This is a genomic window from Lentzea jiangxiensis (genome assembly GCF_900104175.1).
GTDB lineage: Bacteria > Actinomycetota > Actinomycetes > Mycobacteriales > Pseudonocardiaceae > Lentzea > Lentzea jiangxiensis.
The window spans coordinates 507,237-530,994 of the sequence record NZ_FNIX01000002.1; the positions used below are offsets into that span (position 1 = coordinate 507,237).

Genomic DNA, 23,758 nt, shown 5'->3' on the forward strand with positions numbered 1-23,758 from the left:
GGGTGGCACCCCCGCCGTGGTCCGGGACGGCGAGGACGTCAGGCCTCGGTCCTGGCCCGTTCCTCCGCGCTGCGCAGCACGCAGAACTCGTTGTCCTCCGGGTCGGCGAGGATCGCCCACCCGGTGCCGTCGGGGTTGCGGTGGTCGCTCACGAACGTGGCGCCGAGGCCCAGCAGCCGCTCGATCTCGTCGTCCCGCGTGGTCTCGGGCCGCAGGCACAGGTGCAGGCGGTTCTTGACCTGCTTGGGCTCCGGAACTTGGTTGAAGTGCAGCACCGGGCCCTCGGCGAGCAGCACCTCGACCTCCGCGTCGCCCGGCTTGTCGTCCGGGTGCATCGGGCGGCCGGTCACCTCGCTCCAGAACCGGGCCAGCTCGTAGGCGTTGGCGCAGTCGATCGCCACGTTCTGCAGCACCGAGACCATGCGGGACAGCCTAGACCTCCTGCGAAGGACTAGAGCATCGGCGGCATCAGCCGGTAGCTGTCGGCGTAGTACTCGTCGGTGCGGCCGCGGTAACCGTCGTGGTCGTCGGCGTCGTACTCCGGCGCGTTCTTGATCTGCTCCTTGGTGCGGTCGACGTGGACCTTCCGCTCGGCGTGGTCCACGTGCCGCACGGTGCCGACCGGCAGCACCACCTTGCGGCCGAAGATCCACGGACCGGTGTCGACCATCAGGCAGTCGTGCGGGACCTTCGCGTTGTCCTCGTCGACCTTGCCGATGCCGCCATCGGTGGCCTCGACCTCGTAGCCGATCAGGCCGGTGTCGGGGCGGTCGGCGAGTTCGTCCTGGTCGTGTTCCGGCGGGTCCACCCAGGACGGGTCGCGCCAGACCCACGGGATGAACGGGACGGGTTGCATGTCGGCCTCCTCGGTCGGGGCTGGTGGTAGCGCGGCTCCGGCCGGACTCAGCGGTGGTCGGAGCGCGGCACGCCGTCGATCAGGAGGGACAGGCCGATGCCGAGCAGCCACACGTCCTTCGCGAGGCCGATGCCCTCGTCGGTCGGCCAGATGCTGCCTTCCTGCCGCATCCCGGGCGTCTTCGCGTAGAGGCCGAGCAGGCCCCCGGCGAACCCGGTGAGCGCCAGGCCCGCGACGGCCGCCGGGACGAAGGGCGCCAGCAGGACCGCGCCGACGGCGATCTCGCCCGCGGACAGGAGCTTCGCGAACCGCTGCGCGTCGATCCGGCGCAGCACCGGGTAGGTGCTCGACGCCCAGCCGTGCAGACGTTCGGCCGTCTCCCGGTCGGCACCGCGCTTGCCGAGACCGGAGTGCAGCACGAACGCCCCGGTGACGGCGCGGACGGGCAGTTGCCCCAGCAGTGAGCGGCTGATCATGGCCTGACCTCCTCGGTGCGTGACCACCGAGTACCCGTCACGTCGTGCCGAGGAACTTCTTCATCAGGCCGATCTGGGCCGTGCGGGACTTCTCGATCCGGTCCGCGAGGTCCTTCACCTCCTGGTTCGCACCGCTGCCGACCTCCCACCGCGCCATCTGCACGGCGTCGTCCTGGTGGGCGATCATGACGTTGAGCAGGCGTTCGTCGAACTCCGCGCCGCGCAGCGCCGACAGCCGGGCGACCTCCTGCGGATCCGACTGCCGCATGCCGCCGTGGCCCGCGTGCGAGTCCGGCGGTGCCGTCAGCGGCTCTCCCCACGACGTGAGCCAGTTCCTCATCGTGTCGGCCTCGGTCGCCTGGGTCTTCTCGATGGCGGCCGCGAGCATGCGGAGCTCCTCGTTGCGGGCGCGGTCGCGGGCAAGCGCGACCATCTCCACTCCCTGCTGGTGATGGGGGAGCATCATCTGCAGGAACATCACGTCGAGCGGATCGCCGCGCAGCACGGCGTCCGGCTGCGTGGTGGCGCAGCCGGACACCGCGAAGGCGAGCGCCAGCAGCAACAACCGCATCAGAGGCGTCGCCACAGGGCGGGCGTGTTCGGCGGTTCCCAGCCGGCGAGGGCGGTGTGCGCGAGCTGGCACTCGTAGTTCACGCCGCCGTAGGTGACGCGGTTGCCGACCGAGTACGTCGTTCCCGCGGCCCACGTGCCCCCGGCAGGCGGGGGAGTCGTCGTGGTGGTCGTGCTCGGCGGGGGTGTGGTGGTCGTCGTGCTCGGCGGCGGCGTGCCGCCACCGCCGTAGTCGACGTCCGAGCAGGTGTAGAAGGCCTCGTTGCTGCCGACCACGCGCTGCCAGATCGAGTAGAGGACGTGGCGGCCGGAGCGCTGCGGCAGGTTCAGCGTCCAGTTGGTGAACGTGCCGGGGTTCTGGTTGTTGAACGTCTGCAGGTGCACGAGGTCCGACCACCGCAGCGGCTGCGTCGGGTTCCAGCCGTCCCTGGTGATGTAGAACTCGAAGTTGCTGTTCGAGTGCGGCGCGGACGCGTGGTAGGTCACCGTCAGCGGCCCGGCGGAGACGCGCTTCGCGGGCCAGTCGGCGCGTTGCAGGTCGAGGCCGCGGTACTTGTCGCGGCCCGCGCTGCACAGCTTGCCGTCGGGGATGAGCTGGCGGTGTCGGCCGCCGGCTTCGAGCAGCGACACCTCGTTCCAGTCGTAGTACGCCTGGGTGCCACCGGCGGCCACGGCCGCCTTGCACGCGTCGGACTTCGGCGTCTCGGGGCCCTCGTTCTTGCACGTGTAGACCCGGCTCGCCGGGTCGGACATGGTGCCGTGCGCGATGGCGGGAGTGGTGGGGACGATGAACGCGACGACCACGGCGGTGGTGGCCGTGAAGCTCGCAAGGGCAAGCCGGTTCCGTGTCTTCACAACGCCTCCTGGCAGGCGGAGGTGGCGAACACCCCACGGGGAGGTGGTCGCGTGTCGGGTTCGGCGGCCCTGTTCACGAGTGTAAAGAGGTGGTTGAACCATTTCACTGCGTCAACCGGACGAATCGCCCTCATTCGGACACCGTCCACAACGCACTCGCGGTGTGCGGCACGCCGAGGTGCTTCGACAACCTGCCGCAGCCGCGTCCCGTCCTCCCGCGAGTGCGGCGAGATCGTCGTAGAGTCGGGCGGATGAGCGACGAGGACGTGCTGGGCCGTATCAACGAACTGGTCGACGAGGAGCACAGGCTGCGTGAGCAGCTCGCGGCCGGCGAGATCTCGACCGACGAGGAGCACGCCCGGCTGCGGTCCGTCGAGGAGGCCCTGGACCAGTGCTGGGACCTGCTGCGCCGGCGCCGGTCGGCACGGGCTCGGGGCGAGGACGCCGACGACGTCCCCGCCCGCCCGGTCGGCGAGGTCGAGGGCTACCTGCAGTAGGTCAGGCTGCAGTAGGTCAGGCTGCAGTAGGTCAGGCCTTCGCGTCGCGGAAGACGACCCACCGCATCACGCTGTACATGAACGCGGCCTCGCACGCCCCGGCGACGATCCGGGACAGGTGGTACTGCAGGCCGAGCTCGGTCAGCGCGCTGCCGACGCCGAGGACGAACGCCAGGTAGTTGACCAGGACCGCGACCGCGTAGAGCCCGGCCTGCGGCCCGACCGGCGCGTGCGAGCGGAAGTTCAGCGCGCGGTTGAGCGCGAAGCTCAGGCCGAACGCGATCACGTAGGCGATGGTGAACGCGATCGGCACCGGCAGTCCCAGGCCGCCGCGGAAGAGCGTGAGCAGCAGCAGGTCGACGCCGAACGTGAACCCGTTGATCAACGCGAACCCGAGGAGGCTCGGCGCCACGACGCGGGAGAGGCCGAACGGCAGCCACCTCGCGACGACTTCCATCGCGTCGTGGAACCTCGCACCGAGGTCTCGTCGGCCGTCGTGCACGGTGGTGGTGCCGGTCATGCCCCCGACAGTGCCATGCCGCAACGGGACGAATCCGGCGAACCGCGGGTGATCGACAGGCCGTCCCCGGGAGTTCAGCGCCCGTTCAACTGGTTCGACCCGCGCCACCGCGTCGGGCTCGTCCCGTGCACCTTGCCGAACGTGCGCGCGAAGTAGCCGGGGTCCGGGAAGCCCACCTGCCGCCCGATGTCGCCGATCGGCAGGTCCGTGACGGCGAGCAGCCGCCGCGCCTGCACCATCCGGCGTTCGGTGATCCACTCCTGCACCGTGCGGCCGGTCCGCCTGCGCACCGTCGAGGTGAGGTGACCGGGGGAGATGCGGACCGCGGCGGCGACCTCGCGCAGCGACAGCGGTTCCGGGTAGCGGCGTTCGATCACGTCGAACACCTCGGCCAGCAGCGGTTCCGCGTTCTCGCGCAGGTCGCCGACGACGTCCGCGGCGAGCCTCGACACCGCGACCAGCAGCAGGACGAGGTGTGCCGAGACCGCCTCCCGGTAGCCCTCGCGGCGGTGCCGCAGCTCGTCGTGCAGCGCCTCGACGCGGGCGGTCCACTCGCCGCGCTGCTGCTCGGGAACCCTGAGCCGCAGGGCGTCGACGGCCCGGCCGTGGACGAACGGGAACAGCAACGGGTGGGTGCGCCAGGCCAGGTGCGCGCCGGGGGTGTCGGGGCCGAGCGCGTCGGCGGTGAAGAAGACGCCCCAGCCGTGCGCGTCGAGCAGGTCGTCGCTGTGGGTCCGGCCCATCACGTCGCCGGGCGCGATGACGAACAGGTCGCCGGCCTCGACGTGGCGGACCTGCTTGCCGGTGCGCACGACGCCACCCGGCTCGGCGAAGTACGCGAGGCCGGGGAAGTCGTGGGCGTGCGCCTCGTGAGCGCCGTTGACGTCAGCGCCGTGGCCGAGCCGCATGGCCGCGACCGCCAGCTCGCCGGGAGCGGGCTGCCAGGTGTAGGTGGCGGGCTCGTCGGCGTTCGGTGCCGTTCGTCGGGTGCGCACCGTCAAATCATCCCACTCAAACCGTCAATCGACGCAGAAACCTTGCTGTCCTGGGCGCGAGAATGGGTTCATGACCGAAACATCGTCCCAGGAGCGGGACTACCTGCCCGGCATGGGCAAGCACTACCTGCTGCCCTTCTACGAGGTCGTGCACCGGGTCTCCGGACTGGGTCGTGTGCACGGCAGGATGGCCGCGGCGGCGGGGCTGAGGCCGGGGCAGCGCGTTCTCGACGTCGGCTGCGGCACGGGAAACCTCTTGCGCACCATCGGGAAGCAGCACCCCGGTGTCGAGCTCACCGGCGTGGACCCCGACCTGAAGATGCTCGCGAGGGCGGAGAGCAAGCTGCGCCGCGCCGGCCTGCGCGTGCGGCTGGACCGCGGCTTCGCGCAGGAGCTGGACTTCCCCGACGACTCGTTCGACGCGGTGTTCTCCAGCCTGATGCTGCACCACCTGGACACGTCGTCGAAGGACGAGATGCTCCGCGAGGTGCACCGCGTGCTGCGGCCGGGCGGGGTGCTGGTGCTCGCCGACGCCGTGTTCCACGACCACGGGCACATGAGGGAACACCTGCGCGACAACGTCGGTGACGCGGTGCCGAAGCGGATCGCCGCCGCCGGGTTCTCCGTCGAGCCCACCAGGCGCCACCGGCTGCGGCTGTTCGGCGAAGTCGGCGTCGAGGTCGCGACAGCCCACTAGCGGCAAGTCCATTGTAGACCGATTGGGCCTGCGCGATGTCGCCTTGACGCCAACGGTTCCGGTAGCGGGGAAGCTCGGTGGCGCACCGCTACCGGCTCGTCGGCGTGGAAGGAGTGGATCTGCTCGCTGTGCCCGAGCCCGGATCATGACGGCCGCCACGTGCTCCCCGCTCCCTGACCGGCGTGGCTCCACGGGCGAGTCCGTCCTGGTGGGACAAACTGCACGTCATGCAGGAATGGGCCTTGCTCGCCGTCGCGGCCGTGCTGATCATCGTGGTGGTGTCGTACGCCGCGCCCGGGCTGGGCGTCGCGGCGCCCGTGCTGCTGGTGCTCGTCGGCATGGGGTGCAGCCAGCTGCCCGGCGCGCCGCACCTGGTCGTGGAACCCGAGTGGATCCTCGTGGTCGTGCTGCCACCGATCCTCCACGCGGCGGCGGTGAACGTGCCGGTGGTCGACTTCCGGCGCAACCTCGCCACGATCGGCTCGCTGTCGGTGCTGCTGGTGGCGGTGTCGGCGTTCGGCACCGGCCTGCTGATCTGGTGGCTGCTGCCCGAGATCGGCTTCGCGGCGGCGCTGGCGCTCGGCGCGGTGATCAGCCCGCCGGACGCGGTCGCCGCGACGTCGATCGGCAAGAAGCTCGGCCTGCCGCCCAGGCTCGTCACGATCCTGGAAGGTGAAGGCCTGGTCAACGACGCGACCGCGCTCGTCCTGCTGCGCACGGCCGTACTGGCGATCACGGCGAGCGTGACGTTCGGCGGCGCACTGGGCGACTTCGCGTACGCGGTGTCCGTCGGTGTCGTGGTCGGCGCCGCCGTCGGACTCGTGTCGGTGTGGGCGAGGTCGAGGATCCAGGGCCAGCCGGTCCTCACGACCGCGATCTCCTTCGTGGTCCCGTTCCTCGCGTTCATCCCGGCCGAGGAGCTGCACGCGTCGGGCGTGATCGCCGTCGTCGTGGCGGGACTGATCACCGGTCACCTGAGCGCCCGCCGGTTCAGCGCGCACGACCGCATCTCCGAACGCACGAACTGGCGCACCATCCAGCTATTGCTGGAGAACGGCGTCTTCCTGCTGATGGGCTTCGAGCTCACCTCGGTCGTCGGTGCCGTGGCCCGCGACGGCGTGACGCGGGCTCTCGTCATCGGCGTCGTGGCCACCGCGGCTCTCGTCGTGCTGCGCGTGGCGTTCATGGTTCCGCTGATCGCCTTGCTGCGCCGCCAGCAACGCCGCGCCGACGCGTTCACCGGCAAGCTCGACTCGTTCGTGGACCGGTTCACCGCCCGTGGACCTCGTCCTGGTGAAGAGCGCAGGTACGACCGCGGGATCCGCGTGCTGCGACGGAAGCAGGCCGACGTCGCCTTCTACGCGAGCGAAGGCCTGAGCTGGCGAGGTGGCGCGGTGCTCGCCTGGTCGGGCATGCGCGGGGTGGTGACGGTCGCCGCCGCGCAGACGTTGCCCGAGGACCTGCCGTTCCGCTCCGAGCTGGTCCTGATCGCCTTCACGGTCGCGATCGTGACCCTGGTCGTGCAGGGCGGTTCGTTGCCGCTGGTCATCCGCTGGCTCGGCATCCGCGGCAACGACGCCGACCACGAACGGCGCGAGTACGCCCGCCTCGCCGGGGAGCTCGTGACGGCCAGCAGGACGCTGCTGGAGAGCTCGGCGTTGTGCCGCGAGAACGGCGAGCCGTTCGACGACGAACTGCTGGAGCAGACGCTGGAGCGGACGATCGCGATGAGCGAGAGCATCGAGGAGAAGCTGGTCGAGCAGGACGGGGACAGCCGGCTGCACCAGCGGTTCGAGCTGCAGCGCCTGATGCTGGACGCTCAGCAGAACGCCCTGCTGGACGCGCGGGCGAGCGGGACCTACGCCTCGCACACGCTGGAGAAGGCGCAGAACTTCATCGACAGCCAGAGCGCCCGCTTCGCGTGATCAGAACGGGCCCGAGCCGCCGATCCGCGCCTGCACGTCCACGGTGCTGCGCGGCGACGCCCCGAGCGTCAGCCGCGACATGATCCGGTACCGGTCCCCGCGGTAGATCGAGTGCACGTACTCCACCTGCCGCCCGTCGGCGTCGGTGGTCAGCCGTTCGAACAACAACGCGGGTGCCAGCACGGGCACCCCGAGCAGCGAGGCCTCGGACTCGTTCACCACGGTCGGCTCGATCGACTGCACGGCCTCGAGGACGTGCACCCCGTGCTCCCGAAGGCGGTCGTAGAAGTCGCCGGACTCCATGTCGTGCAACGTCAGCGACGGCGCGACGGCGGCGGGGACGTGCAGGTGCTCCAGCGCCATCGGCTCGCCGTCCACGAGGCGCAGCCGGGCGATGTAGTGGATCTCGGCGGCGGGGGAGAGGCGCAGGCGCCGGCCCACCCGTGCGCCCGCCGGGATGCGGGCGTGCTCGAGCACGCGCGACGCCCAGGTGCCCGAAGCCCGGGGCAGGGACATGGACCCGGGGCCGGAGACCATCTCCTGGGTGATCTTGGCGCGGGCCACGAAGGTGCCGCGGCCGTGCTGGCGGACGAGCAGGCCGGTGTTGACCAGCTCCTCCACGGCCGAGCGGACGGTCGGGCGCGAGACCGAGAGCTGCTGGCACAGCACGCGTTCGGCCGGGATGGGGGCGCCCGCCGGGTGGGTCTCGATGAGTTCGAGCAGGTAGTCGCGAACCTGCTCACGTTTGAGGATCGCCTCGCCCATGCCTCTCCGCTTCGTAGGCGGCCAGTATGGCATACCACTGGTAAGTAACCAGTCTGATCCACGCCGAGAGCGCTCTCACGCATCCAACCAGGGTATTGACCTGAGAAGTGGTCTATGCCACTTTCTACTTCACCCGTCGAGACCTGACCAATTGGTCATATCCCAGCGAGAGGTGAGTCGTGTCGCGCTCCGCTGCCCTGTTAGTCCTCGCGCTCACGTTGTCCGCCTGCGGCACGTCCGCGGGAGGGGGTGAGAAGCAGGAGATCACCGTGTGGCTGATGAAGGACACGGCCACCGAGGAGTTCGTGTCGAAGTTCGAGAGCGAGTTCGAACGCGATCACGCGAACCTCGACCTGAACATCCAGATCCAGGAGTGGAACGGCATCACGCAGAAGGTGACCAGTGCTCTGGCCAGCACCGATCCGCCCGATGTGATCGAGGTCGGCAACACCCAGGTCGCGCAGTACGTGGCCAGCAAGGGTGTCACGGATCTGTCGGCGCGCAAGGCCGAGCTGCGGGGTGACGACTGGATCCCCGGCCTCGCCGAGCCCGGCGCGGTCGACGGAAAGCAGTTCGGCATCCCGTTCTACGCGGCCAACCGGGTGGTGATCTACCGCAAGGACCTGTTCGAGGCCGCGCAGGTGACGCCGCCGAAGACGCGCGCGGAGTGGCTCGCCGCCACCGCGAAGCTCGACCAGGGCGACCAGCAGGGCATCTACCTGCCCGGCCAGAACTGGTACACGCTGTCCGGGTTCGTCTGGGACGAGGGCGGTGACCTCGCGAAGAAGGACGGCGGCAGCTGGAAGGGCTCGCTGAACACGCCGGAGGCGTTGGCGGGCATGGACTTCTACAGGCAGCTGCAGGCGCTCGGCGACGGCCCGAAGGACTCCGACGAGGCCAAGCCGCAGCAGACCGACGTGGTGGCGGGAGGCAAGGTCGCCCAGTTCATCGCGGTGCCCGGTGCGGCGAAGCTCGTCACGAAGGCCAACCCGGAGCTGGAGGGCAAGATCGGCTTCTTCCCGATCCCCGGCAAGACCGCGGACAAGCCCGGCGCGGTGTTCACCGGAGGTTCCGACCTGATCGTGCCGCTCGCGTCCAGCAGGCAGGACGGCGCGTACGAGGTCGTCAAGGCGCTCGCCGGCGACAAGTGGCAGGTCGAGCTCGCGAAGGCGATGAACTACGTGCCGAACCGCAAGTCGCTCGCGTCCTCGGTGGGCGACGACCCCGGCACGGCGGCGATGGCAGTCGGCGCGGCCAACGGCTTCGCCACCCCGAACTCGCCCAACTGGACGGCGGTCGAGGCCCGCAACCCGATCAAGGAGTTCCAGACCGCCGTGCTGACGGGCGCCGACCCGAAGACGGCGGCCGCCAAGGCCGACGAGGTCATCACCCAAGCGCTCAACTCGGGCAAATGACGTTGCTCGCCGAACGGCCGGTGCGGGAGAGCGCGCCGGCCGCCCCGAAACGCCGCAAGCGACCGGTGCTGCCGTACCTGCTGATCGCACCGACCCTCCTCACCACCGCCTACCTGCTGCTGTACCCGTTGGTCCGCAACGTGGTCATCTCGCTGCAGGAGTTCGGGCTGCCGCAGCTCGTGCGCGGGGACGCGAGGTTCGTCGGCCTCGCCAACTACGCGCGGGTGCTGGCCGACCCGGAGTTCTGGGCGGTGGTGAGGCGGACGCTGTGGTTCACCGCGATCAACGTCGTGCTGATCATGGTGCTGTCCACCCTGGTCGCCCTGCTGCTGATCCGCCTCGGGAAGTGGTTGCGGCTGCTGGTGATGGGCGGGCTCGTGCTCACCTGGGCCACGCCGGTCATCGCCGCCACCACGGTGTTCCAGTGGCTCTTCCAGTCCCGGCTCGGCGTCGTGAACTGGGCGCTGGTCGCACTCGGTTTCGAGGAGTACCGCGACTACACGTGGTTCGCCGACGGCGAGGCGACGTTCGGCATCCTCGTGGCGCTGATCGTGTGGCAGTCGATCCCGTTCGCCGCGCTGTCGCTGTACGCGGCGATGATCACCGTGCCGCAGGAGCTGTACGAGTCCGCGCGGATCGACGGCGCCGGGGCGTGGAGGGTGTTCACCACCATCACCTTCCCCCTGCTGCGGCCCATGTTCGGCCTGATCACGTGCCTGGAGGTGATCTGGGTCGTCAAGGCGTTCGTGCAGATCTGGGTCATCAGCCAGGGCGGCCCGGGGCAGGCCACGACGACGCTGCCGGTCTACGCCTTCCAGGTCGCGCAGTCGTTGCAGCGCTACGACCTCGGCGCCGCGGTGTCGATGCTCATGGTGCTGCTGCTCGTGCTCGCCCTGCTGGCGTACTTCCGCCAGCTCTACCGGCAGGAGCGGGAAGCATGATCGGACGGATCTCCCGCACCACGGCGGCGTTGCTCGTGTTCGCCGTCTCGGTGTTCCCCGTGTACTGGATGGTCCTCACGGCCTTCAAGCCCACCAGGGACATCCAAAGCGCCACCCCGACGTTCCTGCCGATCCCGATCACGTTCGACCACTTCGGCACCGCGGTCGCCGCGAAGGGGTTCTTCTCCTTCTGGCGCAACAGCCTGCTGGTCGCGGGCGGGGCGGTGCTGCTCGCGCTGCTCGTGGCGCTGCTGGCGGCGTTCGCGATCGCCCGGTTGCAGTGGAAGGGGCGCAGGGGTTTCGTGCTCATGGTGTTCATCGCGCAGATGACGCCCTGGGAGGCGTTGCTGATCCCGATCTACGTCATCGCCAGGGACACCGGCATGCTCGACACGCTCTGGATCCTCACGCTGGTCTACTTCATGATGACGCTGCCCTTCACGATCGTGACGCTGCGCGGGTTCCTCGCGGCCATCCCGGTCGACCTGGAGGAGGCGGCGCAGGTCGACGGCTGCTCGCGCGGGCAGGCGTTCCGCAAGGTCGTGTTCCCGCTGCTCGCGCCGGGGCTGCTGGCGACGTCGCTGTTCGGGTTCATCACCGCGTGGAACGAGTTCGCCTTCGCCAACGTGCTGATCATCAAGGACCAGGACGACCGCACGCTGCCGGTCTGGCTGTCCTCGTTCAACAACACCTTCGGCACCGACTGGGGGGCCACCATGGCCGCGTCGACGCTGTTCATGCTGCCCGTGCTGCTGATCTTCATCGTCCTGCAGGGCCGGGTGACGACCGGCATCGTCGGAGGGGCGGTGAAGGGGTGATCGTCCCGCTTCCCAGCAGGACCGTGCGCCGCGGCAAGGGGTTCACGCTGGACGCCGGCACCGGCGTCCGGGTGACGCCGGGCGCCGAGCCCGCCGCGAGACTGCTGCGCACGCTGCTGCGCCCCGCCACGGGCCTGCCGCTGCCCATCACCGACCACGGCCAGGTCCTCGTCACCCTCGACGCCAAGCTCGTCGGGCTCGGGGCGGAGGGCTACGCGCTGACCGTCACCGAGCACGGCGTCCTGCTGCGGGCCGGCACCGCTGCCGGTCTGGCGCACGGCGTCCAGACGATCCGCCAGCTCCTGCCGGTCGAGGCGCTGCGGTCGCAACGCGTGCCCGGCGTGGCCTGGACGTTGCCCGGCGTCGACATCCGGGACCTGCCGAGGCTGCCGTGGCGCGGGTTCATGCTCGACGTCGCCCGGCACTTCCAGCCGGTGCCCGTGCTGCGCCGGTTCATCGACCTCATGGCGTTCCACAAGCTCAACGTCCTGCACCTGCACCTGACCGACGACCAGGGCTGGCGCATGCCGGTCCCGAGGCACCCGCTGCTCACCTCGGTCGGCGGCTGGCGCACCGAGACCAACGGCGACGGCGTCCCGCACGGCGGCACCTACTCCCGCGCCGAGCTGGAGGGCCTGGTCGCCTTCGCCGCCGAGCGCGGCGTCCGGGTCATGCCGGAGATCGAGATGCCCGGTCACGCCCGCGCCGCGCTCGCCGCCTACCCCGACCTGGGCGTCGCGCCGGAACCGCTGCCGGTCTGGACCCGCTGGGGCATCAGCGACGCCGCGTTCGGACTGCACGCCCTGGGGTTCGTCCGCGAGGTGCTCGACGAGGTGCTGTCGGTCTTCCCCGGCGAGCACGTCCACCTCGGCGGCGACGAGTGCCTGCTGCCCGAGGACGTGCACGGCAGCTTCCTGCGCCAAGCCGCCCAGTACCTGCTCGACCACGGCCGCGTCCCCGCCGCCTGGGAACCGACCGGCGACCCGCGCTCGGTCGTGATGCCGTGGAAGGACGAGACCCAGGCGGAGAAGGCCCTCGAACGCGGCCAGCCGGTCGTGATGACCCCGCACACCTCCACCTACCTCGACTACCCGCAGTCGGACGGCACGCACGAACCGCCCGGCCAGCCCGGGTACGTCGTGACCGCCCGCGACGTCTACCACGTGCCGCTGCCCGACGGCGTGTTCGGCGCCCAGTGCCAGCTGTGGACCGAGCACGTCCGCACCCGCGACCACCTCGAGTACCTGGCGTTTCCCCGCCTCGCCGCGCTGGCCGACACCCTCTGGTCCCAGCGTCCCGAGTGGGAGGGCTTCACCACCCGGATGCGCTCCCACTCCTCCAGGCTCGCCGCCCTGTCCATCCCTGCCGAAATGAGGAGAGAACGTTGCGAGCACTCCTAGCCGCGTCCTGCGCGGCGCTCGCCGTGGGGGCGCTGGCCGTCGCGCCGAACGCCTTCGCCGCCGACGCGATCACCGCCCAGTACCGGACCAGCGCGTCCGGTGCGACCGCCGACCAGGTCGAGCCCTGGCTCAAGCTGGTCAACTCCGGCACGACCAGCGTGCCGCTGTCCGACATCAAGGTCCGCTACTACTTCAGGAGCGAGACGCCCGACGTCGGCTACCGCTTCGCCTGCTCCTGGGCGGTGCGCGGCTGCGGCAACGTCACCGGCCAGTTCGGCACGCTCACCGGCGGCCCGGCCGACCGCTACCTGGAGGTCGGCTTCACCTCCGGCGCCGGCACCCTGGCCCCCGGCCAGGACTCCGGTGACCTCCAGCTGCGGTTCTACCGCACGAACTGGGGCCCCATCACGCAGACCGACGACTACTCGTTCCGCGCCGACAGCTCGTACACGGCGTGGAACCGCGTGACGGTCCACCGCGGCGGCACGCTGCTGTGGGGCACCGCCCCCGGCGGAACCCCGCCCACCACCACGACGACGTCGTCTACCCCGCCGAACCCCAACGGCCCCAGGATGTTCGACGACTTCGCCTACAACAACTCGAGCGACTCGCGGATCAGCCAGCGCGGCTGGACCGTCCGCTCGGGCGCGGGCGGCCCCGGTGTGCCGGGAGCCGAGTGGGACGCGTCGCGCGTGACGTTCCCGACCGTCGACGGCCAGAAGGTCCTGCGCCTCGACTCGTGGAACAACGGCTCCGCCGCGAAGCAGACGGAACTGTTCCACCAGCGCAAGTTCTTCGAGGGCACCTACGCCGCCAGGGTCAGGTTCAGCGACGCGCCGGTCTTCGGCCCCGACGGTGACCACGTCGTGCAGACGTTCTTCACCATCACGCCGCTCGACGCGCCGATGGCCCCGAACTACGGGGAGATCGACTTCGAGTACCTGCCCAACGGCGGCTGGGGCGAGCAGGGCAACATCATGTACGAGACCACCTGGGAGACCTACCAGAACGAGCCGTGGGTGGCGGACAACATCCACAACTCCCAGCGCCAGAGCTACAACGGCTGGCACGACCTCGTGTTCCAGGTGTCGAACGGCCGCGTGAAGTACTACATCGACGGCACCCTCGTCGCCGACCACGGCGACAAGTACTACCCCGAGACGCCGATGTCGATCAACTTCAACCTGTGGTTCATCTCGGGCGGCCTGCAGGGCAGCTCGGCCGAGCGCGCCTACCAGCAGGACGTCGACTACGTCTACTTCGCCAAGGACCAGGTGCTGAGCCCGGCCCAGGTGAGGACGGCGGTGCAGGACTACCGCAACTCCGGTGTCACGCACGTCGACAACGTGTGACCGTGCGGGCGCCTCGGGATCCGGGGCGCCCGTTCACCGGTCAGGTTTGACCGGGCACGACATCGCCGAACCCCGGGGGAGTCGCCGACCGGTGCGGGCGGCCTGGGGAAAGGAGCGGCTCCGTGCTGCGCAAGATCCGCGTGTGGGAAGTGCTCGGCCTGGTCCTGCTCGGGTTGGTCGTCGGGATGGCGACGGCACTGCTGGGCGTCGAGCTGCTTTGGGCCTATGTCGTGGTGGGAGTGGTCGTCGTCATCGTGGTGCCGGTGGTGCTGCGGCGGCTCGAGCGCCGGTGACCAGGCCTAAGCGCCGCGCTCCAGGTACTTCTTGATGCAGTGCACGACTCCCTGGCGGCTCGCGAAGGCGTTGAAATCGCCCAGCCGGTGCACCGTGAACCCCAGGCCCGTCCACAGCCGGTCCATCTCGTCGTCGATCGCGGCGAGGTCGGCGTTCTCGCCGTGGCCGAACGTCGGCAGGTAGACGTTCTTGCCTGCTTCGGCGCTGTTCTCGACGAGGCAGTTGTTCCAGGTGATGTGGTGCCACGCGCGCACGTTGATCGTCGTGTCCGGTTGCGCGCCCGCTGCGGCGAACTCACCGACCACCTCGCGCAGTTCGGCACCGTCGGGCGTGTCGGCGAACGCGCGCAGGACTTCGAACGACAGCCGCTGGGAGATGTGCGGCCGGTGCACCAACGGGTTGCGCACGACCTCGAAGCCGCGCGTGTCGAAGTCCGCCGCGATCTCGTCGTAGGCGTTCTGCAGCCCGAACGGCGAGGTGGTGCCGAGAACGGCGTCGGCGAGCGCGGGACTGCCGACCAGCACCCGGAAACGCCCGTCCTCCCGGCCCGCGAGCGTCACGAACATGTCGATGTGGAAGATCGGCTGGACGTCACCGACACCACCGCCCGGGATGTCGAGGTGGTACTCGCCGGCCTCGACTGTCGCGTAGTACGGCTTCAGCCCCAGCGGTCGCTTCGTGCCGACGAGAACCAGTTCACGCGCGCTGTCGACGTGCCGGCGGAACAGTTCGCCGACGAACTCCACCGCGGTCCGGCCCGGCGGCACCGAGATCGGCAGCTCGCCGCTCTGCACCAGCTCCAGCGTGTCGAGGAAGTAGTCCGTGCCGAGCAACCAGAAGTCGTCGCCCACCAGGCAGTTGCCGCCCTGGAACACGAGCGGCGCCTGGGTCGCGCGCACGGGGCCGTGCTCCTCGACGGCGTCGGCGATCAGCGAGTCGCCGGAACGCGGGAACGACCACGGCTCCAGCAGGTACGTCCCGGTCTCGCCCTGGTCGGTGAGCGCGAGGTAGCCGTCCTCGGCCCAGTCGGTGAAGTCGACGTAGTCGGGCATCGGCACGAACTGGGCGCTGTGCCCGGCCTCGCGGAACCAGGCCTCGACGGTCTCGCGGTCGCTCTCGTGGTGCACCACCACGAACCCGGTGTCCGGCCGCAGCGCGCCGATCACCGAGCGGTAGCCCGCGGCCAGTTCCGGGCTGTGCACGCCGTAGGACGGGAACGCGAGCAGCACCCGGTCGATCGACCCTGACCAGGAGGAGACCAGGCTCGGGTTCGCGATGCCGGGTGTGGTGCGCAGCTGGTTCAGCGTGCCGATGCGCGACGGTGCCAGCGCCGGGGCGCCGTCGCCCTCGGTGCGCCGGTGGCGGGGAGCGTCGGGAACGAGGAACCGGAAGGCGGCGTCGCCGTGCAGACCCATGCCCCGATCCTAGTGACCCGGCCGGTGCGCCGAGGTCACTTCAGCAGCAGGCGGACCGTCAGCTCCAGGCGGTTCGCCACGTCCGTCGCCGTGGCACGGCGCGTCACCCACGCCACCAGGTTCGACAGCCACACGTCGCCGATCACCCGCGCGATCGCCTTCTGCTCGTCGGTCGGTTCGTCGTCGCTCATCGCCTTGGTGAACATGCTCTCCATCAGCAGCGAGACGCGGTCGATCTCGGCGCCCGCGGAGGCGTCGGCGAACGTGAACGCGCGCGTCATCGCCTCGGTGAGGTGCGGGTTGCGCTGCAGGCCGCGGGTGATGCGGCCGAGGACGAACAGCACGCGCTCGTACGGCGACTCGCCGGGAACGGTGGTGCGGTCCATCTTCTCCTGGGCGCGCTCCAGCTCCACCGCGAGGCTCGACACGAGCAGGTGGACCTTCGACGGGAAGTAGCGGTACAACGTGCCCAGCGCGACGTCCGCCCTGTCCGCCACGGCGCGCATCTGGACGGCGTCGAACCCGCCCTTCGACGCCAGCGCGATGGTCGCGTCGACGATCCGCTTGCGACGTTCGCGCTGCGCGGCCGAGCTCAGCTCGTCGCCCGCCATGAGCGCGTCCGTGCGCGACTTCGAAGGTGACACGGAGATGATCCTCCTGGAACGTGTTGCACCGGCGCGCTCATCGTACTCGATCGGTTTCGCGGCCATGATCTGTTGCCGGAGATAGAACACGTTCTATAAACTTCTTCACGTACTGGAGGAGGCCGCATGCCGATCGCCACGACCGGGGACCAACGAGCGTTGCGCGACAGCGTGGACGCCACCAAGGGCGAGTGGGCCGATCTGGTCCGGGTCGGGTTCTTCGAGGTGACGCGGGAGGGCGGCACGGTCGCCGATCTCGCGGTGCTGCTGGAGCGGGCGGCGGAGAACCTCGTGCCGGGACCCCTGCTGCCGACGGCGCTGGTGTCGGTGCTGGTCCCCGGCTTCGAGGGCGTCGCCGGGTTCGGCTTCACCTCCCGGCACGTGGTCGGTGCGGCCGAGGCGACGCACCTGTTGCTCAGAACGGACAGGTGGGTCCTCGTGCCGGCCGGCCAGGCCGAGATCACGCCTCTCGAAGCCGTGGACCGCTCACGTTCGCTCGCCCGGGTGGTGGTCACCGGGTCCGGTGAGGAGACGGCGGACCCGGCCGACCTCGCGATCACGCTCATGGCCGCCGAGGCGAGCGGGGTCGCCGCGTGGTGCCTGAACACCGCTGTGGAGCACGCGAAGCAGCGCCGGCAGTTCGGGCGTGCCATCGGGTCGTTCCAGGCCGTCAAGCACCTGTGCGTCGAGATGCTGTGCCGCGCGGAACAGGCGTCCTCGGTCGCGTGGGACGCGGCGCGTTCCTTCGGGGAGGACGAACACCCGCTGGCGGCCGCCGTCGCCGGGGCGGTGGCGTTCGACGCGGCCGTGCGCAACGCCAAGGACTGCATCCAGGTGTTGGGCGGCATCGGGTTCACCTGGGAGCACGACGCGCACCGGTACCTGCGACGGGCGCTCGCGTTGCAGCAACTCGCGGGCGGTGCCGCGCGGTGGCGCCGGCGCGTCGCGGAACTGGTCCTGGCCGGCGCGCGGCGTTCGCTGTCGGTCCAGCTCGACTCCGATCCGGACGTGGCGGCGTTCGCGCGGGAGGTCGCCGCGCTCGACCCGGCCGCCCAGCGGGAACGCCTGGCGGACAGCGGGTACCTGGTGCCGCACTGGCCGAAGCCGTTCGGGCAGGACGCCGGACCCGCGCGGCAGATGGTTCTCGACGCCGAGTTCACCCGCGCCGGGGTGCGCAGGCCGGACCTGGTCATCGGCGGCTGGGCGGGACCCACGATCCTCCGCCACGGCACGCCCGGGCAGCAGGAACGGTTCGTGCGGCCGACGTTGCGCGGCGAGCTGACCTGGTGCCAGCTGTTCAGCGAACCCGAGGCGGGCTCGGACCTCGCGTCGTTGCGCACCAGGGCGGTGAAGGTCGACGGTGGCTGGAGGCTCACCGGGCAGAAGGTGTGGACGTCGCTCGCGCACGAGGCCGACTGGGCGATCTGCCTGGCCCGCACGGATCCGGGCGCCCCCAAGCACAAGGGCATCACCTACTTCCTGGTCGACATGCGGTCCGACGGCGTCGACGTGCGGCCGTTGCGGGAGATCACCGGGGAAGCGCGGTTCAACGAGGTGTTCCTGGACGACGTGTTCGTGCCGGACGACTGCGTGGTCGGCGAGGTGGGCGACGGCTGGCGGCTGGCCCGCACGACCCTCGCCAACGAGCGCGTCGCGATGGGGTCGTCGCTCGGCGAGCCGTTGGAGGACGTGCTGAGGTCACCGGCCGCCGCGGACCACGCGGAGCGGCTGGGGGCGTTGGTGGCGCGGGGACTCGCCGTCTCGGTGCTCGACCTGCGCGCGAGCCTGCGGGTGCTGAGCGGGCAGGAGCCGGGCGCGGAGTCGAGCGTCCGCAAGCTCGTCGGTGTGCGGCAACGGCAGGACGTCGCGGAGTTCGCCGTCGAGCTGCTCGGCCCGGACGGTGCCGTGGACGGCGGCGAGATCCACGAGTTCCTGCTGTCGCGGTGCCTGAGCATCGCGGGCGGGACGACGCAGGTGCTGATGAACCTGGCGGGAGAGCGGATTCTCGGCTTACCGAGGGAGCCCTAGATGGACTTCGAGCTCGACGGGACCCAGCGCGAGATCGCCGCCCTGGCGGCCGACGTGCTGGGCAGGGAGAGCGGCACCCCCTGGAAGGCGCTGGGGGAGGCGGGGCTGCTGGCCCTGGCCGTTCCGGAACGGCTCGGTGGTGACGGGCTCGGCGTGCTGGAGACGGCCGTGCTGCTCACCGAGGTCGGCCGGCGGGCGGTGGACGTCCCGGCGCTGGCCACGCTCGCGCTCGGGGTGCTGCCGATCGCGCGGTACGGGACGGCGGAGCAGCAGGACGCCCTGCTGCCGTTGGTGGCGGAACAGCACGGGGTGCTCACGGCGGCGTTGAGCGAGCCGTCGAGGCCCCTGCCCGCCGCGCCGGAGACCACGGCGGGACCGGACGGCATCTTCGGCGTGAAGATCAACGTGCCGCACGCCGCCGACGCCCGGCGGATCCTGGTGAGCACCGGCAGCGGCGTGTTCGTCGTCGACCCGGCGCAACCCGGAGTGTCCATTTCGGACGACACGGTCCGCTTCGAAGGCGCGCGGGGCGAGCTGCTGGAAGGCGCGGAGGAGGGGATCCGCCGGTTCGCCCTCGCCGGGGCCTGCGCGGTGGCGGACGGCGTGCTGGCCGGGGCCCTCGACCTCACCGTCCGGCACGTCGGCACCCGGCACCAGTTCGGCAAGCCGCTGGCGGCGTTCCAGACCGCCGCCTGCCTGGTCGCCGACGTCCACATCGCCTCCCGCACACTGCACCTGGCCGCGTTGGCCGCCTGCTGGAGCCTCGACGACGCCGACCTCGCCACCGCGGCCTACTGGCTCGCGGCCGAGGCGCTCCCGGCCGTGCACACCTGCCACCACCTGCACGGCGGGCTGGGGCTCGACATCACCTACCCGCTGCACCGCTACTACGGCATGGCCAAGGAGCTGACGCGGTTCGTCGGCGGGGTGGAGCACCGCTTGGGGGCCATCGATGTTCATTGACCTCACCGACGACCAGCGCAAGCTCCGCGATGAGCTGCGCGAGTACTTCGCGGGCGTCATGACCGCCGCCGACCGCGAGGCGATGCTGACCGAGCGGCACGGCGAGACCTACCGCGAGCTGGTGCGCAGGCTCGGCCGCGACGGACGGCTCGGCGTCGGCTGGCCGCGCGAGTACGGCGGCCTCGGGTTCGGCCCGGTCGAGCAGCAGATCTTCGTCAACGAGGCCGCGCGCGCCGACGTCCCGCTGCCGTACGTGACGCTGCAGACCGTCGGCCCGACGCTGCAGGCGTACGGAACGCAGGAGCAGAAGGACTTCTTCCTGCCGAGGATCCTCAGCGGCGACCTGCACTTCGCCATCGGCTACACCGAACCGCACGCCGGCACCGACCTGGCGTCGTTGCGCACCAGGGCCGTGCGGGACGGTGACCATTACGTCGTCAACGGCCAGAAGACGTTCACGACCGGTGGCCACGACGCCGACCACGTCTGGCTGGCGTGCCGCACCGGAGCGCCGGACTCGCGGCACAAGGGCATCACGATCCTGATCGCCGACACCAAGGACCCCGGCTACTCGTGGACGCCCATCATCACGTGTGACGGCGCGAACCACGTCAACGCCACCTACTACAACGACGTCCAGGTGCCCGAGAACCGCAGGGTCGGCGAGGAGAACAAGGGGTGGCGGCTCATCACCACGCAGCTCAACCACGAGCGCGTGATGCTCGGCCCGTCCGGCCGCCTCGGCGCGCTGGTCGAACGCGTGCACGGCTGGGCCCGCGAGCGCGGGCTGCTCGACGAACCGGACGTGCGGCGGGCGCTGGCCGAGGCCCGGGCCGTGGTCAGGGTGAACGAGCTGCTCAACTGGCAGGTGGCGAGCGGTGAGCTGGAGGTCGCGGACGCCAGCGCCACCAAGGTGTTCGCCGCCGACCGCACCCAGCGCGTCGGCCGGCTGCTGGAGGAGCTCGTCGGACGCCACGGCGCCGACGCGGAGCTGGTGCGGTGGCTCGACGTGCAGGCCCGGCGCAACCTCGTGCTGACCTTCGGCGGGGGAGTGCAGGAGATCCAGCGCGAGCTGATCGCGAACATCGGACTGGGTCTGCCACGGGTGGTGCGATGATCGACATCGAGAAGGAAGCCGCACGCGTCGCCGAGCAGGGCGAGAGCGCACCGCGCCTCGCGCGCGACCCGGTCAACCTGCCGATGATCCGCAACTGGCTCGAGGCCCTCGGCGACGAGCACCCCGGCTACACGGAGGTCGCACCGCCCGCGATGGTGCAGGTGTGGACGATGGCCGGCCTGCGCGGTCAGCGGTCGCCGGACGACCCGCTCGGGCAGATGATGGCGATCCTGGACGAGGCCGGGTACACGTCCGTGGTCGCGACCAACAGCGACCAGACCTACCACCGGTACCTCGGGGTGGGCGAGCAGCTGTCGGTGACGACGAGCCTGGAGGACGTGACCGGGCCGAAGAGGACGGGGCTCGGCGAGGGGTGGTTCGTCACGACGCGGAGCACGTGGTGGGTCGGCGACGAGGCCGTGGCGGAGATGCGCTTCCGGGTGCTGAAGTTCAAGCCCGCGCGGAAACCCGAACCGCGGAGACGGGAACCGGGGGCGCAGGCGATCAGACCGTCCGTCAACCGCGACACCGAGTACTTCTGGGAGGGCACGCGGCAGGGTGAGCTGCGCATCCAGCGCTGCGGCGGCTGCGGCCTCCTGCGCCACCCGCCGGGCCCGATGTGCCCGGAGTGCGGCGCCACCAAACCGACGTACCTCGTCTCGGACGGCTACGGCGTGGTCTACAGCTACGTCGTGCACCACCACCCGCAGGTGCCCGGCAAGCAGACGCCGTTCGTCATCGCCCTCGTGGAGCTGGACGAGGGTGTGCGGATGCTGGGCGAGCTCGACGGCGAGCCGAGCATCGGGCAGCGGGTCGAGGTCGTGTTCACGGAGATCGACGACGAGCTGACGATGCCGAGCTGGAGGCCCCGTGCGGATCGGTGATCCCCTGCCCGAGTGGCACGTCGAGGCCACGCCGACGTTCGTGATCAGCACCGCGCTGGCCACCCGCGACTTCCAGGACGTCCACCACGACCGCGACCTCGCGGTCCGGCGCGGCTCGAAGGACATCTTCATCAACATCCTCACCACGACCGGCCTGGTCCAGCGCTACGTCACCGACTGGGCGGGGCCGGAGGCGCTGGTGCGCCAGGTGAACATCAAGCTCGGCGCGCCCTGCTTCGCCCACGACACCCTGAAGTTCTTCGGCCAGGTCGTCGGGCGTGAGCAGCAGGACCTGACCATCGAGGTCGTCGGGCGGACCGCCCACGGCGACCACGTCACCGGCACCGTGAGGATCGAGGTGCCCGCGTGGACGCCGTGATCGCCGGGATCGGCGCGACCGACTTCTCCAAGGACTCCGGCCGCAGCGAACTGCGGCTCGCCGCCGAGGCGGTGAGGGCCGCGCTGGAGGACGCCGGCCTCGAACCGTCCGATGTGGACGGGCTGGTCAGCTTCACCATGGACACCAACGCCGAGATCGCGGTCGCGCGCGAGCTGGGCATCCCGGAGCTGACGTTCTTCAGCCGCGTCCACTACGGCGGCGGGGCGGCGTGCGCGACCGTCCAGCAGGCCGCGATGGCCGTCGAGACCGGCGCCGCGAAGGTCGTCGTCTGCTACCGGGCGTTCAACGAACGCTCCGGCCACCGGTTCGGGCAGGTGCAGACCGCGGCCGCCGCGAACGTCGACAACAGCTGGTCGTACCCGATGGGCCTCGGCACGCCGGCCGCGATGGTCGCCATGTTCGCCCGCCGGTACATGCACGAGTACGGCGTCACGAGCGAGGACTTCGGCCGGATCGCGGTGATCGACCGCAAACACGCCGCCACGAACCCGCACGCGTGGTTCCACAACCGGCCGATCACCCTGCGGGAGCACCAGTCGTCGCGCTGGATCGCCGAGCCGCTCCGGCTCCTCGACTGCTGCCAGGAGAGCGACGGCGGGGTCGCGCTCGTGGTGACCTCGGCTGACCGGGCGGGAGACCTGCCCAACGAGCCCGCGCACGTCAGGGCCGCCACCCAGGGCAGCGGTCCCGGCCAGTTCACGATGACGAGCTACTACCGCGACGACCTGACCGGGCTGCCCGAGATGGGTGTCGTCGCACGGGGCCTGTGGGAGAGGTCCGGCATCGGCCCGTCCGATGTGGACGTCGCCGTGCTCTACGACCACTTCACGCCGTTCGTGCTGGTGCAGCTCGAAGAACTGGGTTTCTGCGGCAGGGGCGAGGCCGCGGACTTCGTCAGGACGGGCGCGCTCGAACTGGACGGGAGCCTGCCGCTCAACCCGCACGGCGGCCAGCTCGGCGAGGCCTACCTGCACGGCATGAACGGCATCGCCGAGGGTGTCCGCCAGATCAGGGGCACCGCGGTGAACCAGGTCGCGAACGTGGACCACGTCCTCGTCACCGCCGGCACCGGCGTCCCGACGAGCGGCCTAGTCCTCGGCCGGGGTTAGCACCGCGTCCGCGAGAACGGGACGGTCTCCGGCCGAGGTGGTCAGCACGAGCCGCGGACCGTCCCGCCACACCCGCGTCGTCAGCGTCTCACCGGGGAAGACCACGCCGGCGAACTTCGCCCCGAACGACGACACCCGCTCCGGCCCGTCGAGCACCGCGTCGACCACCGCCCGGCACACCACGCCGTAGGTGCACAGGCCGTGCAGGATCGGCCGGTCGAACCCCGCGCGCCGCGCGAAGGCGGGATCGGCGTGCAGCGGGTTGCGGTCACCGCAGAGCCGGTAGAGGTAGGCCTGCTGCGGCAGGGTCGGGGTCTCGATCACGAAGTCCGGCTCGCGGGAGGGCGGCTCCACCTTGCCCGACGGCCCGCGGTCGCCGCCGAACCCGCCCTCACCGCGGGCGAAGATGCCCGACCGCGTCGTGAACAACGCCGTCCCGTCCGGGGTCACGGCCGTGGCCTCCTGGACGATGACCGCGGCCTTCCCCTTGTCCCACACGTCCGAGATCCGCGTCCGCAGGACCGCCTCACCGGAGGCGGGCAGAGGCGTGTGCACGGTGATCTCCTGCGTCCCGTGCAGCACCCGTGCGAGGTCGATCTCGACTCCGGGGAACGACACGACCGGTGGCGCCGTCTCGTGGAACCGGGGTGCGACCACGCCGAACGTCGGCAGCACCCGCAGGCCTTCCTCGTAGACGTAACGGAGTTCCGTGGCGCCCAGCGCCAGGTGGTAGAGCAACACGTCCGAGTGCGTCCAGGTGAACTCGACCTCGGGCAGTTCCGCCCCGATCGCAACGGCGGGATCGATCGGCATCAGGCGCCT

At 70.7% G+C, this 23,758-nt stretch carries 26 protein-coding genes; 15 read left to right on the forward strand and 11 right to left on the reverse strand.

Translation table 11 applies throughout. The annotated features are described in order from the left end of the window. Window positions 1-38 precede the first annotated feature (38 nt). The 5 genes from BLQ91_RS09940 to BLQ91_RS09960 are packed head-to-tail and all read right to left on the reverse strand — an operon-like array spanning window position 39 to window position 2,757. Window positions 39-422, reverse strand: coding sequence for a VOC family protein (locus BLQ91_RS09940; RefSeq protein ID WP_090096428.1), 384 nt, complete (start codon window positions 420-422; stop codon window positions 39-41). Between the two features lie 29 nt (window positions 423-451). Next, entirely contained in the window at window positions 452-856 is a 405-nt protein-coding gene (locus BLQ91_RS09945; RefSeq protein ID WP_090096429.1) for a hypothetical protein, read from the reverse strand. A gap of 47 nt (window positions 857-903) precedes the next feature. Continuing rightward, a complete protein-coding gene (locus BLQ91_RS09950; RefSeq protein ID WP_090096749.1) occupies window positions 904-1,332 on the reverse strand; it encodes a hypothetical protein in 429 nt (142 codons plus the stop codon). 37 nt (window positions 1,333-1,369) lie between these two features. Next, complete coding sequence (locus BLQ91_RS09955; RefSeq protein ID WP_090096430.1) at window positions 1,370-1,918, reverse strand: DUF305 domain-containing protein; 549 nt, start codon at window positions 1,916-1,918, stop codon at window positions 1,370-1,372. Then, entirely contained in the window at window positions 1,903-2,757 is an 855-nt protein-coding gene (locus BLQ91_RS09960) for a lytic polysaccharide monooxygenase (RefSeq protein WP_245733309.1), read from the reverse strand. The genes BLQ91_RS09955 and BLQ91_RS09960 overlap by 16 nt, the downstream gene beginning before the upstream one ends. Before the next feature lie 251 nt (window positions 2,758-3,008). Between BLQ91_RS09960 and BLQ91_RS09965 the strand changes: the two genes are divergently transcribed. Next, window positions 3,009-3,254 (forward strand): DUF2630 family protein, encoded by a 246-nt coding sequence (locus BLQ91_RS09965; protein WP_090096432.1) that lies wholly within the window; start codon window positions 3,009-3,011, stop codon window positions 3,252-3,254. A 31-nt stretch (window positions 3,255-3,285) separates the two neighbouring features. On the opposite strand, the gene BLQ91_RS09970 is transcribed toward BLQ91_RS09965, so the two are convergent. Then, window positions 3,286-3,774, reverse strand: a complete 489-nt coding sequence (locus BLQ91_RS09970; protein WP_425412451.1) for a GtrA family protein — start codon at window positions 3,772-3,774, stop codon at window positions 3,286-3,288. Between the two features lie 74 nt (window positions 3,775-3,848). Then, window positions 3,849-4,769: an AraC family transcriptional regulator gene (locus BLQ91_RS09975; protein ID WP_218130211.1), complete on the reverse strand. Its 921-nt coding sequence runs from the start codon at window positions 4,767-4,769 to the stop codon at window positions 3,849-3,851. 70 nt (window positions 4,770-4,839) lie between these two features. Here BLQ91_RS09975 and BLQ91_RS09980 point away from each other — a divergent pair, with 70 nt between their 5' ends. After that, window positions 4,840-5,466, forward strand: a complete 627-nt coding sequence (locus tag BLQ91_RS09980; RefSeq protein WP_090096433.1) for a class I SAM-dependent methyltransferase — start codon at window positions 4,840-4,842, stop codon at window positions 5,464-5,466. A 227-nt stretch (window positions 5,467-5,693) separates the two neighbouring features. Next, window positions 5,694-7,391 (forward strand): cation:proton antiporter, encoded by a 1,698-nt coding sequence (locus BLQ91_RS09985; protein WP_090096434.1) that lies wholly within the window; start codon window positions 5,694-5,696, stop codon window positions 7,389-7,391. Here BLQ91_RS09985 and BLQ91_RS09990 read toward each other — a convergent pair whose 3' ends face one another. After that, window positions 7,392-8,156 carry a GntR family transcriptional regulator gene (locus BLQ91_RS09990; RefSeq protein ID WP_090096435.1) on the reverse strand — a complete coding sequence of 255 codons (765 nt, stop codon included), beginning with the start codon at window positions 8,154-8,156 and terminating at the stop codon, window positions 7,392-7,394. It lies immediately after the preceding gene. Between the two features lie 179 nt (window positions 8,157-8,335). Here BLQ91_RS09990 and BLQ91_RS09995 point away from each other — a divergent pair, with 179 nt between their 5' ends. The 6 genes from BLQ91_RS09995 to BLQ91_RS41135 all read left to right on the forward strand — a co-directional run bounded on the left by BLQ91_RS09995 (window position 8,336) and on the right by BLQ91_RS41135 (window position 14,375). Beyond that, a complete protein-coding gene (locus tag BLQ91_RS09995) occupies window positions 8,336-9,571 on the forward strand; it encodes an extracellular solute-binding protein (protein WP_218130212.1) in 1,236 nt (411 codons plus the stop codon). Beyond that, on the forward strand, window positions 9,568-10,512 hold the full coding sequence (locus BLQ91_RS10000) for a carbohydrate ABC transporter permease (protein WP_090096436.1): 945 nt from the start codon (window positions 9,568-9,570) through the stop codon (window positions 10,510-10,512). Before BLQ91_RS09995 ends, BLQ91_RS10000 begins: the two co-directional genes overlap by 4 nt. After that, window positions 10,509-11,330 (forward strand): carbohydrate ABC transporter permease, encoded by an 822-nt coding sequence (locus BLQ91_RS10005; protein ID WP_090096437.1) that lies wholly within the window; start codon window positions 10,509-10,511, stop codon window positions 11,328-11,330. Before BLQ91_RS10000 ends, BLQ91_RS10005 begins: the two co-directional genes overlap by 4 nt. Continuing rightward, on the forward strand, window positions 11,327-12,730 hold the full coding sequence (locus tag BLQ91_RS10010) for a beta-N-acetylhexosaminidase (RefSeq protein WP_090096438.1): 1,404 nt from the start codon (window positions 11,327-11,329) through the stop codon (window positions 12,728-12,730). Before BLQ91_RS10005 ends, BLQ91_RS10010 begins: the two co-directional genes overlap by 4 nt. Further along, window positions 12,715-14,082 carry a cellulose binding domain-containing protein gene (locus tag BLQ91_RS10015; protein ID WP_090096439.1) on the forward strand — a complete coding sequence of 456 codons (1,368 nt, stop codon included), beginning with the start codon at window positions 12,715-12,717 and terminating at the stop codon, window positions 14,080-14,082. Before BLQ91_RS10010 ends, BLQ91_RS10015 begins: the two co-directional genes overlap by 16 nt. A gap of 122 nt (window positions 14,083-14,204) precedes the next feature. Beyond that, window positions 14,205-14,375 (forward strand): hypothetical protein, encoded by a 171-nt coding sequence (locus tag BLQ91_RS41135; RefSeq protein ID WP_176959649.1) that lies wholly within the window; start codon window positions 14,205-14,207, stop codon window positions 14,373-14,375. Between the two features lie 6 nt (window positions 14,376-14,381). On the opposite strand, the gene BLQ91_RS10020 is transcribed toward BLQ91_RS41135, so the two are convergent. Both BLQ91_RS10020 and kstR read right to left on the reverse strand, forming a co-directional pair. Next, window positions 14,382-15,791 carry a hypothetical protein gene (locus tag BLQ91_RS10020; protein WP_090096440.1) on the reverse strand — a complete coding sequence of 470 codons (1,410 nt, stop codon included), beginning with the start codon at window positions 15,789-15,791 and terminating at the stop codon, window positions 14,382-14,384. A gap of 35 nt (window positions 15,792-15,826) precedes the next feature. Beyond that, window positions 15,827-16,402 carry a cholesterol catabolism transcriptional regulator KstR gene (gene kstR / locus BLQ91_RS10025; RefSeq protein ID WP_245733337.1) on the reverse strand — a complete coding sequence of 192 codons (576 nt, stop codon included), beginning with the start codon at window positions 16,400-16,402 and terminating at the stop codon, window positions 15,827-15,829. A gap of 159 nt (window positions 16,403-16,561) precedes the next feature. On the opposite strand from kstR, the gene BLQ91_RS10030 reads away from it, so the two are divergent. Genes BLQ91_RS10030 through BLQ91_RS10055 form a run of 6 tightly spaced genes read left to right on the forward strand, consistent with a single transcriptional unit; the run spans window position 16,562 to window position 22,936 of the window. Then, window positions 16,562-18,463, forward strand: a complete 1,902-nt coding sequence (locus tag BLQ91_RS10030; protein ID WP_090096441.1) for an acyl-CoA dehydrogenase family protein — start codon at window positions 16,562-16,564, stop codon at window positions 18,461-18,463. Further along, window positions 18,464-19,426 carry an acyl-CoA dehydrogenase family protein gene (locus BLQ91_RS10035; protein ID WP_090096442.1) on the forward strand — a complete coding sequence of 321 codons (963 nt, stop codon included), beginning with the start codon at window positions 18,464-18,466 and terminating at the stop codon, window positions 19,424-19,426. Beyond that, a complete protein-coding gene (locus BLQ91_RS10040) occupies window positions 19,416-20,543 on the forward strand; it encodes an acyl-CoA dehydrogenase family protein (protein ID WP_090096443.1) in 1,128 nt (375 codons plus the stop codon). Before BLQ91_RS10035 ends, BLQ91_RS10040 begins: the two co-directional genes overlap by 11 nt. Then, a complete protein-coding gene (locus BLQ91_RS10045; protein WP_090096754.1) occupies window positions 20,543-21,427 on the forward strand; it encodes a bifunctional MaoC family dehydratase N-terminal/OB-fold nucleic acid binding domain-containing protein in 885 nt (294 codons plus the stop codon). The genes BLQ91_RS10040 and BLQ91_RS10045 overlap by 1 nt, the downstream gene beginning before the upstream one ends. Next, window positions 21,414-21,806, forward strand: a complete 393-nt coding sequence (locus BLQ91_RS10050) for a MaoC family dehydratase (RefSeq protein ID WP_090096444.1) — start codon at window positions 21,414-21,416, stop codon at window positions 21,804-21,806. The genes BLQ91_RS10045 and BLQ91_RS10050 overlap by 14 nt, the downstream gene beginning before the upstream one ends. Beyond that, window positions 21,794-22,936 (forward strand): lipid-transfer protein, encoded by a 1,143-nt coding sequence (locus BLQ91_RS10055; protein ID WP_090096445.1) that lies wholly within the window; start codon window positions 21,794-21,796, stop codon window positions 22,934-22,936. The genes BLQ91_RS10050 and BLQ91_RS10055 overlap by 13 nt, the downstream gene beginning before the upstream one ends. On the opposite strand, the gene BLQ91_RS10060 is transcribed toward BLQ91_RS10055, so the two are convergent. Next, window positions 22,916-23,749 (reverse strand): MaoC/PaaZ C-terminal domain-containing protein, encoded by an 834-nt coding sequence (locus BLQ91_RS10060; RefSeq protein ID WP_090096446.1) that lies wholly within the window; start codon window positions 23,747-23,749, stop codon window positions 22,916-22,918. The two genes, BLQ91_RS10055 and BLQ91_RS10060, sit on opposite strands and share 21 nt — an antisense overlap. Window positions 23,750-23,758: the final 9 nt, after the last annotated feature.